This is a genomic window from Pseudomonas sp. GM17 (assembly GCF_000282175.2).
GTDB lineage: Bacteria > Pseudomonadota > Gammaproteobacteria > Pseudomonadales > Pseudomonadaceae > Aquipseudomonas > Aquipseudomonas chlororaphis.
The window spans coordinates 5,186,354-5,201,473 of sequence record NZ_CP124732.1 but is presented as its reverse complement, the minus strand read 5'-3'; the positions used below and the strand labels follow the sequence as shown (position 1 = coordinate 5,201,473).

Sequence of the window (15,120 nt, the reverse complement as noted above, 5' to 3'; positions counted from 1 at the left end):
GCATGCCGGCTCGTCGGATCCACCGGCCTTTACGCGCCTTTGCCGGCACGCTCCTGCAAGCGTTCCAGCAACACCTTGGCCACGCCCTGGGCCGAGCCCGGGTTCTGCCCGGTCACCAGCTCGCGGTCGATCACCACGTTCTCGCTCCATGGCGAGCGGTTGCTGCGGTACAGGCCGCCGGCCTGTTCCAGGGCGGTTTGCGGGTAGAAGCGCATGGCGCCGCCGCCCAGCAGGCCCTTGGCCAATTCCTCTTCCTGGTTGCTGATCACCGTGAACCGGTAGCCGGCGTAGATCCAGCCCGGGGCGCTGGCCTTGCCGCCGCTGGCCAGTTGCCGGGTGAAGTCCTGCGCCTGGGGCAGGGTCGACAGCAGGGCGATCGGGCCGTGGCAGACCAGGGCGGTGGTTTTGTTGTTCTGATGGAAATTGCTCAGCAGCCGGCCCAGCTCGGGGCTGTGCAGCAGGTCCTGCATCGGCGCGTGGCCGCCGGGCACATACAACGCATCAAAATGCTCGTAGCCGATCTGCTCGACCCGGGCCAGGCTGATCACCGGCGATTCGCCGGGGGAGGTGATTTTCAACTGGTCGAGCAGCGCCTGGTGCGCCTGCAGCGCGGCGACATCGTTGTTGAAATACATCTTGTCGGTGGACGAGCGGTCCAGGGTCGGGGCCTTGCCCTGCGGGGTGGCGAAGGTCACCGAGTGGCCGGCGTCGAGCAGCTGTTTGACCGGCTGCATCAGTTCGTTGAGGTAGAAGCCGGTGGCAAACACCTTGCCGTCCTTGAGGTCGAGGTGGTCGGCGTCCGAGAGCACCACCAGGACGTTTGCGGCCTGGGCGTTGAAGGTGGCGGCGGTGATGCTCATGGCAAGAGCGAGGGTACTGAGTGGGCGCATGTGGGTTTCCAGGGTGTGAGGTCAGGGAGCCGGCGGTGGTCGACGGGTGATTCACTGTATTCATGCCTTTGTGGGCGATAAACTCGCGCCACTGGAAATCACTTGTTCCCTGGAGATAAAGGTGAGCCGTCGATTCGATTATCTGGCTGACGTCGAGGTGTTCGTCAGCGTGGTGGAAAAGGGCTCGTTGAGCGCCGGCGCGGTGGCCTTGGGCACCACGCCTTCAGTGGTCAGCCGGGCGATTTCCCGGCTGGAGGCGCGCCTGGGCGTGCAGTTGCTACGGCGTACCACCAGACGCCTGAGCCTGACCGAAGCCGGTCTGTTGTACCTGGAACAGTCGCGGGCGGCGTTCGAGTTGATCGACGGCGCGGAGCGCAGCATCCAGGGCCAGGACGGCGAGCTGAACGGGCGAGTGCGCCTGAGCGTGCCGACCACCTATGGCCATTACCGGCTGCCGGCGCTGCTCGGCGGCTTTGCCCGGCACTACCCGCAGGTGCGCATCGAGCTGAGCATCAGCAACCGCAATGTCGACCTGGTGGCCGAGGGTTACGACCTGGCGATCCGCCTCGGGCCACTGCCCGACAGCGGCCTGGTCGGGCGCAAGCTGGAGGACGCGCCGCTGTGCCTGGTGGCGTCCCCCGACTACCTGCGCCGCGCCGGCACGCCCCGGCGCCTGGAGGACCTGGCGGCCCATGCCTGCCTGCCGTTCATCATGCCCAGCAGCGGCCGGGTCGGTGCCTGGCTGCTGCGCGAGCAGGGGCGGGACCTGGAGTGGACGCCCCAGGCGAATATCCAGGTGGCCGACGATGTGCTGGGCATCGTGTCCCTGGCCGAACACGGCATGGGTATCTGTCAGACCTACGAGTTCATCGTTCGCGAGCGGATCGCCAGCGGCCGCCTGGTGGAACTGCTGCCGCAGGCGGGCGGACGTTCGCGGCCGTTCTCGGTGATCTACCCGCCGCACCGCCAGCTGTCGGCAGCGGCGCGGGCCCTGATCGATCACCTGACCCAGGCCGTGGCGCAGTGACAGGCCGACTGGCCATCAGTCCCGCCGTTGCTCGGGAGAAGGATTAAAAAAGCGCCAACTCCCGTGGGGTAGGGGATTTACTGAGAATCAGGCGCTGATTACAATGATAATCATTGCTATTTATGTCCTTCCCTCCCTTGAGTGCACACCTTGAAGTCATCCTGTCCGCGTGCCCGCCGTAAAACCCTGATCAAACGCCTGTTACCGACACTGTCCTGCTGTCTGGTCGCCAGCCCGCTGTGGGCCCAGGAGGCGGTCGAACTGCCGACCACCGATATCCAGGCCGATCGCCTCGGCCAGGACACCGGCTACACCACGTCGCAAGCCAGCACGGCGAGCAAAAGCAATGTGCCGATCAAGGAGGAGGCGCAGTCGATCAACGTGGTGACCCAGCAGACCCTGGCCGACTATCAGGTGCACTCGCTGAACGACGCGATGAAGTTCGTCAGCGGCGTCAGCCAGGGCAATACCCTGGGCGGCTCCCGGGACTCGCTGGTCAAGCGCGGTTTCGGCACCAACGACGACGGCTCGATCCTGCGCGATGGCGTGCGTTCCAACCTGGGGCAGAACTTCAGCGCCACCACCGAGCGGGTCGAAGTGCTCAAGGGCCCGGCGTCGATGCTCTACGGCGCCCTGGAACCTGGCGGCCTGGTGAACATCATCAGCAAGCAGCCGCAGTATTCCCAGAGCACCACCCTCAGCGGCTCGGCCTACAGCGAGGGTGGCGGCAGCATGGCCCTGGACACCACCGGGCCGCTGGGCGATACCGGCCTGGCCTACCGCCTGATCGCCGAGCGCGGCCATGAGGACTACTGGCGCAACTACGGAGTCAACGAGCACACCCTGGTGGCGCCGTCGCTGACCTGGACCGGCGAGCGCGCCAGCCTGACCCTGAACTACGAATACAACGACTACTCCAGCCCCTTCGACCGCGGCACCGTGTTCACCAACGGGCACCCGGCGGACATCGACTACGACAAGCGCCTGGACGAACGCTGGGCGAAAAGCGTGGGCATCCGCGAAGTGGCCAGCGCGCGCTTCGAGTACCAGTTGAGCGACGCCTGGAAAACCCGCGTCACCTACGGCTGGAACAACGACCGCTACAGCCTGTCGATCGCCCAGCCCAACAGCCTGACCGGCAACACCCTGCGCCGGGCCGCCAACGGCGCCCACTACGACGACGAAACCCGCTACGCCAGCTGGGACTTCATCGGCCAGCAGGAGCTGTTCGGCCAGCGCCACGACCTGCTGGTGGGCGTCGACAGCGAGCACTCCGACCAGTACCGCGGCAAGACCTACCGCAATACCGCCCAGGGTGGTTTCAACATCACCGCGCCGGTCTACGGCAACCTGGCCGAGCCGAGCCTGGTCAGCGCCGCCCAGAGCAACCTGCGCAACCAGCTGACTTCGAGCTCGCTGTACTTCAAGGACAACTGGCATTTAAGTGAACAGTGGATCCTGGTCTTCGGTGGTCGCCAGCAGCATTACGACCAGTACAGCGACCAGGGCCTGGGCAAGAGCTACAAGGTCAACCGCGACAGCAATGGCGATACCTTCGTGCCGTTCCTCGGCCTGGTGTTCAAGGCCACCGACAGCCTGTCGCTGTACGGCAACTACAGCCGTTCGTTCAAGCCCAACACCGACGTCGACGACGCCGGCAACACCTTCGATCCGGAAGAGGGCCGCAGCTACGAGGTGGGCGCCAAGTACGATCCGCTGCCGGGCCTGAACATCAACCTGGCGCTGTACGACATCGAGAAGAAGAACGTGGTGACCACCACCACGGTCAATGGCGTGAGCCTCTCGGAAGCCGCCGGCAAGGTCGGCTCCCAGGGCGTGGAACTGGACGTCACCGGGCGCATCGCCGAGCGTTGGGACCTGATCGGCACCTACGCCTACAACCACACCGAGATCCTCGACGACCCGAGCAATGAAGGCCACCGTCTGGCCAACGCGCCCAAGCACACCGCCAGCCTGTACCTCAGTCATCACCTCAACGTACCGGCCGAATTCGGCGCCTGGCATGCCGGCGGCGGCGCGCGTTACGTCGGCGAGCGCGCGGCCAACAACGCCAACGACTTCTGGCTCAGCAGCTACACCGTGGCCGATGCCTTCGTGCGTTGGGAGTCGCCGCTGTTCGGTTACCAGACCAGCTTGCAGTTCAACGTCGACAACCTGTTCGACAAGCAGTACTACCCGTCGTCCACCGGCAGCCAGTTGCAGGTTAATGTCGGCGAGCCGCGCACCGCGCGCCTGAGTGCCAGCGTGACCTTCTGATCCTGTTCTGAGCGGTGCCCGATCGACCTGTTGCGCCGCCTGCGTTGCGCGCCCAACGCAAACGATAAAAAGCCCCGCATTCGCGGGGCTTTTTCATGGGCGGGAACGGATCAGCCGGGTGGCAGGCTGGCGCGGATGTGGCCGACGCGTTGTTTCACGCCTTGCCACGGCGCCTGGCCTGCCAGGTCCTGGCGCAGGAAGCCCAGCAGGTCGGCGATCTGCTGGTCGTCGAGGCTGTAGCGAAAGGCCGGCATGTAGCCCAGCGCTGGGTTGGCCGGTTGGGCGATGCCTTCGAGGATCACGCGGATCGCGTTGTCGGGGCTGTCGGCGTAGAGGTTGCTGTTGAGGGCCAGGGAAGGGCGCACGCCGGTCAGGGTCGGGCCTTTTTCCTGGGCGTGGCAGGCCATGCAAGCCCCCGAGAACAGGCGGGCGCCGGGGGAGCCTAGGGGGTCGGTGCGTTGCTCGGCCTGGTGGTTCAGGGTGGCGGCGCTGGCTTGCGTGGCGCTGGCCGGCTGCAGGCTGGACAGGTAATGGGCGATGGCCTGCAGGTCGGCGTCCGGCAGTTGCGCCAGGCCTTCGTGGATCACCGGCGCCATCGGGCCGGCGGCGACGCCGTGGCGCGGGCTGTAGCCGTGGCGCAGGAAGTCCAGCAGGTCCTGTTCGGTCCAGGCCAGCGGGGCATTGCCGCCGACCAGGGCATGGGCGCTCCAGTCTTCGGCAACGCCGCCGCTCAGGTGGCGCCGGCCGCCGCGTTCGCCAAACAGCGGGTCGCGGGGCGAGTGGCAGGCGCTGCAATGTCCCAGGCCCTCGCTCAGGTAGGCGCCACGGTTCCACTGGGCGCTGCGCCCGGGATCGTCGGCCATGGCGCCGGGCCTGAGGTAGAGCCAGTTCCAGGCGAGGATGCCCGGGCGGATATTGAAGGGGAAATTCAGGTCGGTCTGCGGTGGCTGGTGGCGGACCGGCGGCTGGCTCATCAGGTAGGCGTAGAGCGCCTTGAGGTCTTCGTCGCGGGTCTTGGTGAAGGCGGTGTAGGGGAACGCCGGGTACAGGTAGCGCCCGCTGCGGTCGATGCCGTGGCGCATGGCGCGCTCGAAGGCCGGATAGGGCCAGCTGCCGATCCCCGTCTCGGGATCGGGGGTGATGTTGGTGCTGTACAGGGTGCCGAACGGGATGCGCATGGCCAGGCCACCCGCGTTGCGTGCTCCGCCCGGCGCGGTATGGCAGACCGCGCAATCGCCCACGGCCGCCAGCTGCTCGCCCCGGGCGACTTGCTCATGGCTGAAGTACTGGGTGTCGTGATTGTCCAGCGGCGCGATAGCCGGCTGCCAGCTGAGAAAGGCGCCCGCGGTGGCGACCAGGCTCAAGGCGGTCAGGCTCCAGCCGGCGATGCTCTTGAATTTGCTCATGGGCGAGCCTCCTGGCCAGGGCGGTCAGTCTCGGGAGCTCGCTGCAAGGCTTGCAACACCCGCTCCGGGGTAAAGGGCACTTGTCGCAGGCGCACGCCCACCGCGTCGAAAATCGCATTGGCGATGGCCGCCGCGCTGGGTACCGAGGCCGATTCGCCGGCGCCCATGGACGGTTCTTCCGGGCGGTCCAGCAGCTGCACATCGACCTCGGGCAATTCGTCGAAGCGCAGGATCGGATAGCCGCCCCATTCCAGGGAGGTGCTGCCGGAGCGGTCGAAGCTGACGTATTCCTTGAGCACCCGGCTGCACGACTGGACGATGTTGCCGTGCACCTGGTGACGCACGCCGGCCGGGTTGACCATGCGCCCGCAGTCGTGGCTGACGAAGATCTTGTCCAGGCGAATCTGCCCGGTGCGCCGGTTGACGCTCAGGTCGCAGACCCACGCGGCCCAGGCGGCGCCGAAGCCGGGGAACTTGCTGTGGAAATACCGGGCATAGGCAAAACCCCGGCCCTTGGCCCATTCCTGCGAGGCCGGCGCCGGGTAGCGGTGGGCGCTGCCGTCCTGCCAGCCGGCCTGTTTTTTTAGCGCCGCGATCAGCGCCAGGGCCCGCGGGTCGTCCAGGTAGCGCAGGCGGAAGGCGATCGGGTCCTGCTGGGCGATGTAGGCCAGCTCGTCGATCCACGATTCGTGGGCGAAGACATTGGGCAGCGCGGAAACCCCGCGCATCCACGAGGCGCGAACGATCGGCGCGGCGTCCTGGCAGACGATGCGCATCTGCGGGAAGCGGTATTGCGGGATCGCCGTGCGGTCGCCCATCTGCTGGATGTCGGGGCGGTTGGCGACGGTGCCGGTGAGCAACAGCGCCAGGGTGCGGGCGTTGTTCGAGGGGTAGCAGGTCTTCAACTCGTAGGCGGCCACTTCGCGTTTGCCGTCGAGGCCACCGCGGACCTGCATCAGCTGCGCGGTGCCCTTGGGTTCCCAGCCGGCTTCCTGTTCGCGCATCAGTTGCACCCGCACCGGGCGCCCGACCGCCTGGGAGAGCAGGGCGGCGTCGGCGGCCACGTCGTCGGCGCAGTTGCGTCCGTAACAGCCCGAGGCCTCCATGCGGTTGATCTGCACCTGTTGCGGCGCGCGCCCCAGCAGCAGGGCGATGTCCTTGCGCAGGTCATGGGGGTTCTGGCTGCCGGTCCAGACCTCGGCGCGCTCGGCGTCGATCATCGCCACCGCGCAGGACGGGCCGATGGAGGCATGCAGGTGGTAGGGCCAGACATAGTCGACATCGAGCGGGCTGTTGAGCGTGCCCAGGCTGCTGTCGATACCGGGATCGTCACGCAGCACGCGGTCCTGCTTGGGGTGGGCCTGGAGCGTTTCACGCAGGATGTCCGGCCGCAGGTCGGGCAGCGCGTCCCAGGGTTTCCACTGGACCTTGAGCTGGCGCATGGCGTCGATGGCCTGCTCCTCGCGCTCGGTGACGATGCCGACAAAGTCACCGATCACCACCAGTCTGACGATGCCCGGCAAGTGCGCGATGGACGCTGCGTCCACCGCGATCAGTGCGTGGCCCAAGGGCGCGCTGGCGTCGGCGCCGGGGTAGGGCGGGCGTACCACGCGGCCGTGGAGCATGCCGTCCAGGCGCAGGTCGTGGACATAGGTCAGTTGGCCGGTGACCTTGGCCGGGATGTCCACGCGCGGGGTGGACTGGCCGACATAGCGACCGGCGCCGACCGCCTTGAGTTTGACGCGCGGGTCCAGGGGCAGGTGCAGGTCCTGCCCGCGGGCCAGTTCGGCGTAGCTCAGGCGCCGTTTGGGGCGCGCACTGGCGTAGATCTGCCCGCGCTCGACCCGCAACCCGGCAATCGGCTGGTCGAGGATTTCCGCTGCGCCTTCCAGCAGCCACTGGCGCAACTGGGCGGCGGCCTGGCGCAGGGGCAGGGCGCTGACCTGGAGGGTCGCGCTGGCGATGGTCGGGCCCTGGTCCGGGGTGCTGGCGGTGTCGCCGAGGATCATCCGCACTTGCTCGAAGTCGACATCCAGTTCGTCGGCGACGATCTGTGCCAGCGCGGTGCGTACCCCGGTGCCGAGATCGACATGACCGCAGAACGCGGTGACGTGGCCGTCGGCGTCCAGGGCGATAAAGCTGTCGACATGGTCCGGCGTCGGGTCCGCTGGCAATGCGCTCGAGTTAAGAATCTCGGCCGTGGCCAGCAAGGGTTTGGACAGCAGGGTGCTGATCATGATCAGGCCGCCGGCCTGGAGCAGGCGGCGACGGGTCAACGGCAGGTCGTTCATGGCCGCCCCCGCTCTGCCAGCAGTTGGCGGGCTCGTGCCGCCGCTTGCAGGATCTCGAAGTGCGCGCCGCAGCGGCAGAGGTTGTAGGCCAGCTCGTTCTTGATCCGCTGCTCGTCGGCCTCGGGTTCGCGCTCGAACAGCGCCACCAGGGTCATGATCATGCCGTTGCTGCAATAGCCGCATTGCGCGGCCTGCTCATCGATGAACGCCTGTTGCACCGGGTGCAGGCGCTCTTCCTGCACCAGGCCTTCCAGGGTGGTGACGTGTTTGCCTTGCACGCTGGACAGCGGCAGGGTGCAGGAGCGGGCGGCGATGCCGTCCACCAGCACCGTGCAGGCGCCGCATTGGCCCAGGCCGCAGCCGTACTTGGGGCCATTGAGGCCGAAGTCGTTGCGCAGGGCATACAGCAAGGGAGTGTTCGGCGGCAACTGATCCAGTAAAAGGCGGCGGCCGTTGAGGGTAAAAGTCATGGCGGCTTGGGTCCTGTGGCTGAGTGACGTGGCGCTGTTCTCGTCCAGACGCGAAGCGCGACAGCGCCTGGAAGCGGCAACGTGCTCCGGTAAGGGGCTGGACCGCGGGGAGGGCGGTCAGGTTCTGGGCAGGTTTGCGGAGGCGAAGCGTGCGGGTTTTGCGGCGGGGGGATAAATCAGACATTTCTTATTTTTTGGTAGGGCTAACGGCAAGGGATAAGTCTGTTTTGTCTGATGTGTTGAGGAAGGTTGGGACAGGTTGCAGAGCATCAGGTGAATGAGCGGAGGTCGCTTCAGTAACCTAATGGGTACGTGCGTGTATTTCCGGGGCGGGGCTACTCTGCCTTTATCTTGTTAATCGAGTGTTTGCTCAGTTTTAGCGCGGAATCCACTATGAGCGACGATCGCATTGACTCATGGTTTCGCCTTGAATGCCGGGTAGCCAGACAACCAGTCTGTCCCCGTACCAGATGCGCACCCAGTTCGCCGGCCAGGAGAACTCCGCACCAGAGTTTAGCCGTGTAGATCAACGGACTTTCCAGGTCCTTCCGCGCCTCAGGGGATAAGTTGTTATAGCCCTCCATCTTGACCAGCGAATCATGAACTCTTCCCGTGATTTTTCAGGGAGTCTTGCAATGTCAAAAGTAAAGTCTCTGGGGGTGAGTTTATAGCGGGGCGGGATCAATCTATCTATATCCTTGTGCTTGGCGCTTCTTGTGCTCTATCAACGAAGTAGGCTGCAGGGCTTTTACTCGACTCACTATTTCCTCCTTTTCTTAGCTCATGTGCACTTGGTCAAGCTGCGAACCCAGAGATCTCTAATCTCTGCTGGTCACGACTGTTAGTTGAAGTCGAGCGGCGCAAATATATCAAGCATTTCAGGTGTCAGGCACAAGGCGTAACCCCTGTGGGATTCCTCCTACCACATCTCAAGAGTCCCTCCTACAGACCAATGTTCTGCACTCGAAATAGTCTGATGCCTACAGAGAAGTTGTATGGAGACGCCTCTGTAAAAATGAATCATGAGCGTTTCCTGTTCGGCTGATTGTCAGTTTCTATTGTCCTGAGAGGTAAGCATCGAAAACGGAGAGTGCCATGCAGAACAGTTTATAACCTAAGCAGGGGAGGCTGTTGTGCAGTTCATGATCACACTTTCAGTGCGTGTAGCATTGAAATTAATGCAGGTATCGACTGCGACTCAATACTTTGCACTCGACATTGGCAAGTGAAAATAATTTTTGATGAGTGAGGAATAAATATGACTGTTTGGGATAATGTAACCTCAATCGCAGATGTAGCTATCGACGCTAACAATGGGACATCAACATCCGGTACGGTGTTTACTAACGGAAACCATCAACTACCACTCTCCTTCAAAGTCCTTTTCAATCTTAAGGATGAGACCCAGCCAGGACCCAGTGATAAAGATGTTATAGATGCTCTCACTTGGATAAACTACGATGATGCCACTCCAGTGAACGGTCTGTCTATTGAGACGGGTAACTCTGGTGAGTACTGCCTCTACTACTACGACGGTGCTTCTCTCTCCAACAATAAAGATAACCTTGAAAGCGACTATGGCAACACCATAGCCTACCAGATAAAAGCCACATCTGGAGCTGCTGGCAGCAAGTATAAGCTCGCTATTAAGCTACAAGGGGACAGATCCAGTGGTGAGCCATTCATATATCAATCGAATTCCACGAGTGGTTCGCTATCTGCATTCTTCAATGTAAACCTTGTTCCAAATAAAACCTATGCAGCCCCGAACGACTCCGGCAGCACTTCACACAGGTTGAAGTTTGATAACGTTACTTATTCATATAATTATTCAAATAATGGGCGTCAAGACTATGCTTCACTTTCTTCCCGCTTGTATAGAGTGTATATAGACACCGTCGCTGACCACGGCTCATCATTTTATCTCTCTCATATTGATGATATTGAGAATTATCACACGGCAAAAGATATCTACTTTGCTCCATGCCGTATGAGTGAGTTTAAAGACAAGACGATGTGGAACTATTTCAAGCAGCTTGTATTCTGGTCGATGGATCGGAAAAATACAGCCGACAATGCTGATATCAATAATAACAGTAGCATTCAAAACGACCAAGTCATCGCCAAGCTTTACATGTGGGACGAGGGCGGTCTCTTGTATGAGGGAGGGACTATTACATCAAAGGGCGTCAATAGCTTGCAGCCTTACAGCTTTGTCATGGCGTGGGCGAATATCGAGTATGAACATACATCGGACAATGTTTCAACTTTTGGGCAGGATACATATACAGTTCCATTTCTCGATAATTATGGAAATAAGTTGAGTGTCATCGTTGGTTTCAATGACGACAATACGCCAAAAATAAACTCCGTAGCTTAATCAACAAAGATAAAAGCACCCTGCCTCTCTAAAGGCAGGGTGCTTGACCTTAATGGGGCTCCGATCAGATGAACTCAAGCTATTACACTCAAACCCCTAATTTCATCAGCGCAACATCTAATGATGTCGACCCCCGTACCCGCCTTTTCGGCTTCCAGCAGTCGTTGGGCAAGGTCACCGGAAATAACGGTATGGGGCCTGAGTTAGACCTGATGATGACCTATTCACCAACCTCTTCCACTGACGATTTTCTACTCGGTATTGGGGTTGTGTTTTCGTTCACGACGTATGATAAAAACAGTTCGACACTAAGTCTGGATACTGGAGAAGTATTCAAGGTTCTTGAGAATACGGGAACCGCCGACACTTATTTTGAAATAAAACAACAAAAGATCAAGACCTTTGTTGCCCAGAAGCTGGATGCAAAAAACTACCGCGTCATCAGTCGGAACGGCAATGTTACGGACTTGCGGGATATTGGTGGAGGCAGTTGCCGGCCGATAAAGATTTACTCACCTCTCGGAAATATCCTGACACTGGATTGGGGGTACGATAATTTTGGTCGATCCTATCTGGCTAGGATTACAGATAGCACTGACACATTATATTCTGCGGTCTACGATAATAAATACAAGTATCTCACCATCACGTTTTGGCCAGAAACCTCTGAGTCCTATTCTCTCGTATGCTATACCGGCAATGGGTACCTTACTCAAATCACCAGCACTGCACTTCCTACCAATGCCAGTTGGCGTTATTTTTATAAGGAAGTAGGGGTCAGTGGCCTGTACACACTATTCAAGACTCAGACGCCGACAGGGCTGACAAAAGAAGCCATCTATAATAACGGGCTGACCGACTGCATTATGGCGTTTCCCGATGAAGCCAACTTACCGCCGCTTCCAGCTGTAACGTCGCTTACAGTCAACCCAGGCCAAGGGCAGAGTCCTATAGTGACAACCTATGCCCCCACCAAAGGATACTTCCCAAATTACCTGGGGTATGGCGGGAAACTAGGTGCCTCTTGGTCTCCCGATAGTGATAATTTATACGGGGTTTTGGATGCGGATTACCAATATCAGACTACTGTTACGCAGCTAGCCGTCGACGGCGGTAGCGACCTCGTTACTAAGTACACCTATGATAGTTATCATCTGCTGCTCTCCACCGAGGCGAACCAAGGTAGTACCCGCCATGTCACCGAGATGAGCTACTATGCGCAAGGGTATGCCAGTTTTGACGAACAGCCCGCGCAGTTTCAATATCCCTTTAAGCAAGTCGAAACTTGGACAGACACTTCATTGCCCGCTGGGGGGGATTCTCGCAGTGAAACCACTTTGTTTGAGTATGACGTCGATGGTAACTTGATCAAACAAACTAGTCCGGACCAGGCTGTGACAACTTGGGAGTACTATGCGGCTGCCGGGGAAATTAACAATGCAGACGAATCGACAGGATGTCCGGCTGACCCAAATGGTTTTGTTCGTTGGATAAAAGCTCAGACTACGTATCCGCCACTACTGTCTGGGTACTACGATGTTCCAACAAGAGCAGTTCGTTATCGTTATACGAGCGCTACCACAATCAATGATAGTCCACTAGGTTTTGCTGTGCTCCCTGCGCAAGAGACCTTCATGCAACTAGCCTCTGCCAGCACTCTTGAAAAGACATTGCATCGCCAATTGCTGTCATATCAGACTGATACGACTTCGCCGGACTATGGCAAGGTTAAAAAGGTATTGCTCAGCATGCCCAGCACCGCTGGTGATGACTATGTACAGACAATAGACATCGGCTATCTGCTGCAGAACGACACTCTGATCCAAAGCACTACGTTAACCACTCACGATAATCTGTGTCTGAGTAGCTCTCGCAGTAACTCGCGTTTTACCGATCAGCTACGGTCCCATACTGACGAATTGGGTAACAAAAAAGATTTTACCTACGACGACCTTGGTCGCCTGTCCTCTTGGACACATAATGCTGGTACAGACTATGAGGTGAGCTATAAACAGACTTATTCCCTGAATGTCGGTAGCGATGGTATCGCTTCGGCGATTTACACCATCCATACTGATGAGAAAGGTAATGCCTGGGAGGAACATGTTGATGGCATGGGACGCCCGATCACACGCAAAAGCAATGATGTCGACAATGGTATTGTTGAGTGCCAGTTCACGATCTCGACTGTAAATTACGACGGCTGGGGGCGACCGTACGAACAAGTAGCAACGGATTACCTCGACACTTCAGATGCAAGCAGAACTGTCGCTATTAGTACCAGCGCGCTATTCGACGACTGGGGGCAACAGTATTTGGCGCAGTACACATCGGGACAGAGTGCATGTCAGCTATTTGATCCAGTTAACCACCAGTCAGTAACGAACTTGCAGGTTATTTCTGGAAATCTGACGTTAGGCTCACAACGTACTGATTTTAACGTGCAGGGACTCCCGATCGCCGTAAGCAACTTGGATAGCACTCAGGCTCAGTACTCCCAGTCCTTCAGCGAGTTCGATGGTCTGCAACGGTTACGTAAACAAACAGATGAACTAGGGAATATCACCCTGTATTCATACGATGAATTTGACAGGCTGATGACCCAGACCCTGCCAGACCAGTCGACGGTGACTCGAACCTACGCGCCATTTTCAACCAGCGAGTTGCCGATAACGATCACGGTGACCGATCCGTTGACTCAAAAAACGGTGACGATGGGACAACAAACATTTGACGGGCTGGGACGCCTGACAGGGAGTTCCTGTGGTGGACGAACTCTGGCCAGTGTCTACAGTGGGGTCAATCAAGTCCCGACCACAACCACCGATGCAGCAGGACAAACACTGACCTACAGCTATATTCCCCAGCTCGGCAACGCCCTCAGCACGGTGGCAGGTGGGGCGCTGGCACAAAGTTTCAGCTATGAAAAAGCAACCGGGCGACTCTTGTCTGCCAGCGAGAGTGGAAGTCAGAGCGAATCGCGGACGTGGTCTGCCTCCGGACAGCTCAACGATCAGCAGTTCACACCAATCAGTGGCCTCGCCCGCGAGGTGGGATATGCCTGGTCACTGCAGGGGCTACCGCTGAGTTACTGTGACATCAGGGGTAACACACAGACTATTACCTATGATGCATACGGCCGCCCTCAGACCCTGGTAGACCCCCAAGTCACTGTTGCGCTGACCTATGACGATGCCGGCCGCCTGAGCACCCAAATCGTCACAGCCAATAGCGCAGGGGACACCTTGAAAACTGTTCTGTCATGGGACGATTTCAGTCGGGAGGTCCAGCGCGATATTGTCCCATCGACAGGCGAAACCCTGACCATCAAGCAGGCTTATCGAAAGAACCATCAATTGGAGTGCCGAACGGTGTTACAGGGCAGCACTAGCACTTCCCTACGGCACGAGCTTTTCTCCTATGACAACCGCAACCGGCTGACTCAATACACATGCAGCGGCAGCGTGCCGCCGGTGGATGCCTACGGTAAACCCATCGCCGAGCAGAAATTCACCCTGGATGTTTATAGCAATATAAAAACATGCGTCACCACGTTGGCGGACGGCAGCATTGATACTGCCAGTTATGAGTTCACCAACGCCGACGATCCGACTCAGTTGACAGCAGTCACTCATACGCTGACAAGCCATTATCCGCTCAGGATTGACCTTAAATACGACGCCAACGGACGCATGACGGTGGATGAAACCGGACGGGTGCTGACCTATGACGTCGCAGGCCGGTTATCCAGCATCAGTGGCGAAGATGGCATGAGCCAATACGGGTATGACGGTTTTGATCAGTTGGTCATGCAGTCCCTCAATGGCAACGAAACGCGACAACTTTATTACCAGGGTAGCCATCTGGTGAATGAGGTGCACCTGGAGCAAAACCAACACAGTCGCTTTATCCCCGGGGCCACCGGACATGCTGCGGTCAGCGATGAGCCACTGCAATAAACCGTAATTGGCGTCTCCGAGAGCATTTCAGAAGACGGGACGCCTATATCACCGGAGTTTCGATATGAACTTGCAATTAACCGGTAGTGACAACCGTGGCAGCCTGGTGCTGTCCTCGAGTGGCGGTGTCATCTCAACCTTTGCGTATTCACCATTCGGGGCCACGGCCCCACGGACCGGCTCGGCAGCGTCCTTGCCGGGTTTTAACGGGGAGCGCGCAGATCCGTTCTCCGGGGTGACGCACCTGGGGAACGGCTACCGGGCGTACAGCCCGGCATTACGGCGTTTTACCTGCCCAGACAGTGAAAGTCCGTTCGGCATCGGAGGGGTTAATCCCTACGTCTACTGTGACAGCGACCCTATTAACCTGAGTGACCCCAGCGGGCATGGCCCGATTACCTGGCTACTAAGGAAGGCGAC

The 15,120-nt window shown here is 59.4% G+C and carries 8 protein-coding genes and 1 pseudogene; 5 read left to right on the top strand and 4 right to left on the bottom strand.

What is annotated here, in order from left to right; translation table 11 throughout:
* Positions 1 to 29 precede the first annotated feature (29 nt).
* A complete protein-coding gene (locus tag PMI20_RS23125) occupies positions 30 to 890 on the bottom strand; it encodes a type 1 glutamine amidotransferase domain-containing protein (RefSeq protein WP_007922829.1) in 861 nt (286 codons plus the stop codon).
* Positions 891 to 1,011: 121 nt separating this feature from the next.
* Here PMI20_RS23125 and PMI20_RS23120 point away from each other — a divergent pair, with 121 nt between their 5' ends.
* Positions 1,012 to 1,917 (top strand): LysR family transcriptional regulator, encoded by a 906-nt coding sequence (locus tag PMI20_RS23120; protein WP_007922821.1) that lies wholly within the window; start codon positions 1,012 to 1,014, stop codon positions 1,915 to 1,917.
* 150 nt (positions 1,918 to 2,067) lie between these two features.
* Positions 2,068 to 4,194, top strand: coding sequence for a TonB-dependent siderophore receptor (locus PMI20_RS23115; protein ID WP_007922819.1), 2,127 nt, complete (start codon positions 2,068 to 2,070; stop codon positions 4,192 to 4,194).
* Between the two features lie 110 nt (positions 4,195 to 4,304).
* Here PMI20_RS23115 and PMI20_RS23110 read toward each other — a convergent pair whose 3' ends face one another.
* Genes PMI20_RS23110 through PMI20_RS23100 form a run of 3 tightly spaced genes read right to left on the bottom strand, consistent with a single transcriptional unit; the run spans position 4,305 to position 8,361 of the window.
* Complete coding sequence (locus tag PMI20_RS23110; protein ID WP_007922817.1) at positions 4,305 to 5,600, bottom strand: cytochrome c; 1,296 nt, start codon at positions 5,598 to 5,600, stop codon at positions 4,305 to 4,307.
* Positions 5,597 to 7,891 carry a xanthine dehydrogenase family protein molybdopterin-binding subunit gene (locus PMI20_RS23105; protein ID WP_007922815.1) on the bottom strand — a complete coding sequence of 765 codons (2,295 nt, stop codon included), beginning with the start codon at positions 7,889 to 7,891 and terminating at the stop codon, positions 5,597 to 5,599. Before PMI20_RS23105 ends, PMI20_RS23110 begins: the two co-directional genes overlap by 4 nt.
* Positions 7,888 to 8,361: a (2Fe-2S)-binding protein gene (locus PMI20_RS23100; protein WP_007922813.1), complete on the bottom strand. Its 474-nt coding sequence runs from the start codon at positions 8,359 to 8,361 to the stop codon at positions 7,888 to 7,890. The genes PMI20_RS23105 and PMI20_RS23100 overlap by 4 nt, the downstream gene beginning before the upstream one ends.
* Before the next feature lie 1,258 nt (positions 8,362 to 9,619).
* Between PMI20_RS23100 and PMI20_RS23095 the strand changes: the two genes are divergently transcribed.
* From PMI20_RS23095 to PMI20_RS31035, 3 genes and pseudogenes are all read left to right on the top strand, one after another.
* Positions 9,620 to 10,741 carry a hypothetical protein gene (locus PMI20_RS23095; RefSeq protein WP_007922811.1) on the top strand — a complete coding sequence of 374 codons (1,122 nt, stop codon included), beginning with the start codon at positions 9,620 to 9,622 and terminating at the stop codon, positions 10,739 to 10,741.
* Positions 10,742 to 10,809: 68 nt separating this feature from the next.
* On the top strand, positions 10,810 to 14,700 hold the full coding sequence (locus PMI20_RS23090) for an RHS repeat domain-containing protein (protein WP_081502419.1): 3,891 nt from the start codon (positions 10,810 to 10,812) through the stop codon (positions 14,698 to 14,700).
* A gap of 64 nt (positions 14,701 to 14,764) precedes the next feature.
* Positions 14,765 to 15,076 (top strand): annotated as a pseudogene (locus PMI20_RS31035) (RHS repeat-associated core domain-containing protein); the annotation flags it as partial.
* Between the last annotated feature and the right edge of the window lie 44 nt (positions 15,077 to 15,120).

Excerpts from the sequence above, each read along its gene's own strand:
- PMI20_RS23095 (WP_007922811.1), top strand. The coding sequence starts at position 9,620 with ATGACTGTTTGGGATAATGTAACCTCAATCGCAGATGTAGCTATCGAC.
- PMI20_RS23125 (WP_007922829.1), bottom strand. The coding sequence starts at position 890 with ATGCGCCCACTCAGTACCCTCGCTCTTGCCATGAGCATCACCGCCGCC.
- PMI20_RS23110 (WP_007922817.1), bottom strand. The coding sequence starts at position 5,600 with ATGAGCAAATTCAAGAGCATCGCCGGCTGGAGCCTGACCGCCTTGAGC.
- PMI20_RS23100 (WP_007922813.1), bottom strand. The coding sequence starts at position 8,361 with ATGACTTTTACCCTCAACGGCCGCCGCCTTTTACTGGATCAGTTGCCG.
- PMI20_RS23090 (WP_081502419.1), top strand. The coding sequence starts at position 10,810 with ATGAACTCAAGCTATTACACTCAAACCCCTAATTTCATCAGCGCAACA.
- PMI20_RS23105 (WP_007922815.1), bottom strand. The coding sequence starts at position 7,891 with ATGAACGACCTGCCGTTGACCCGTCGCCGCCTGCTCCAGGCCGGCGGC.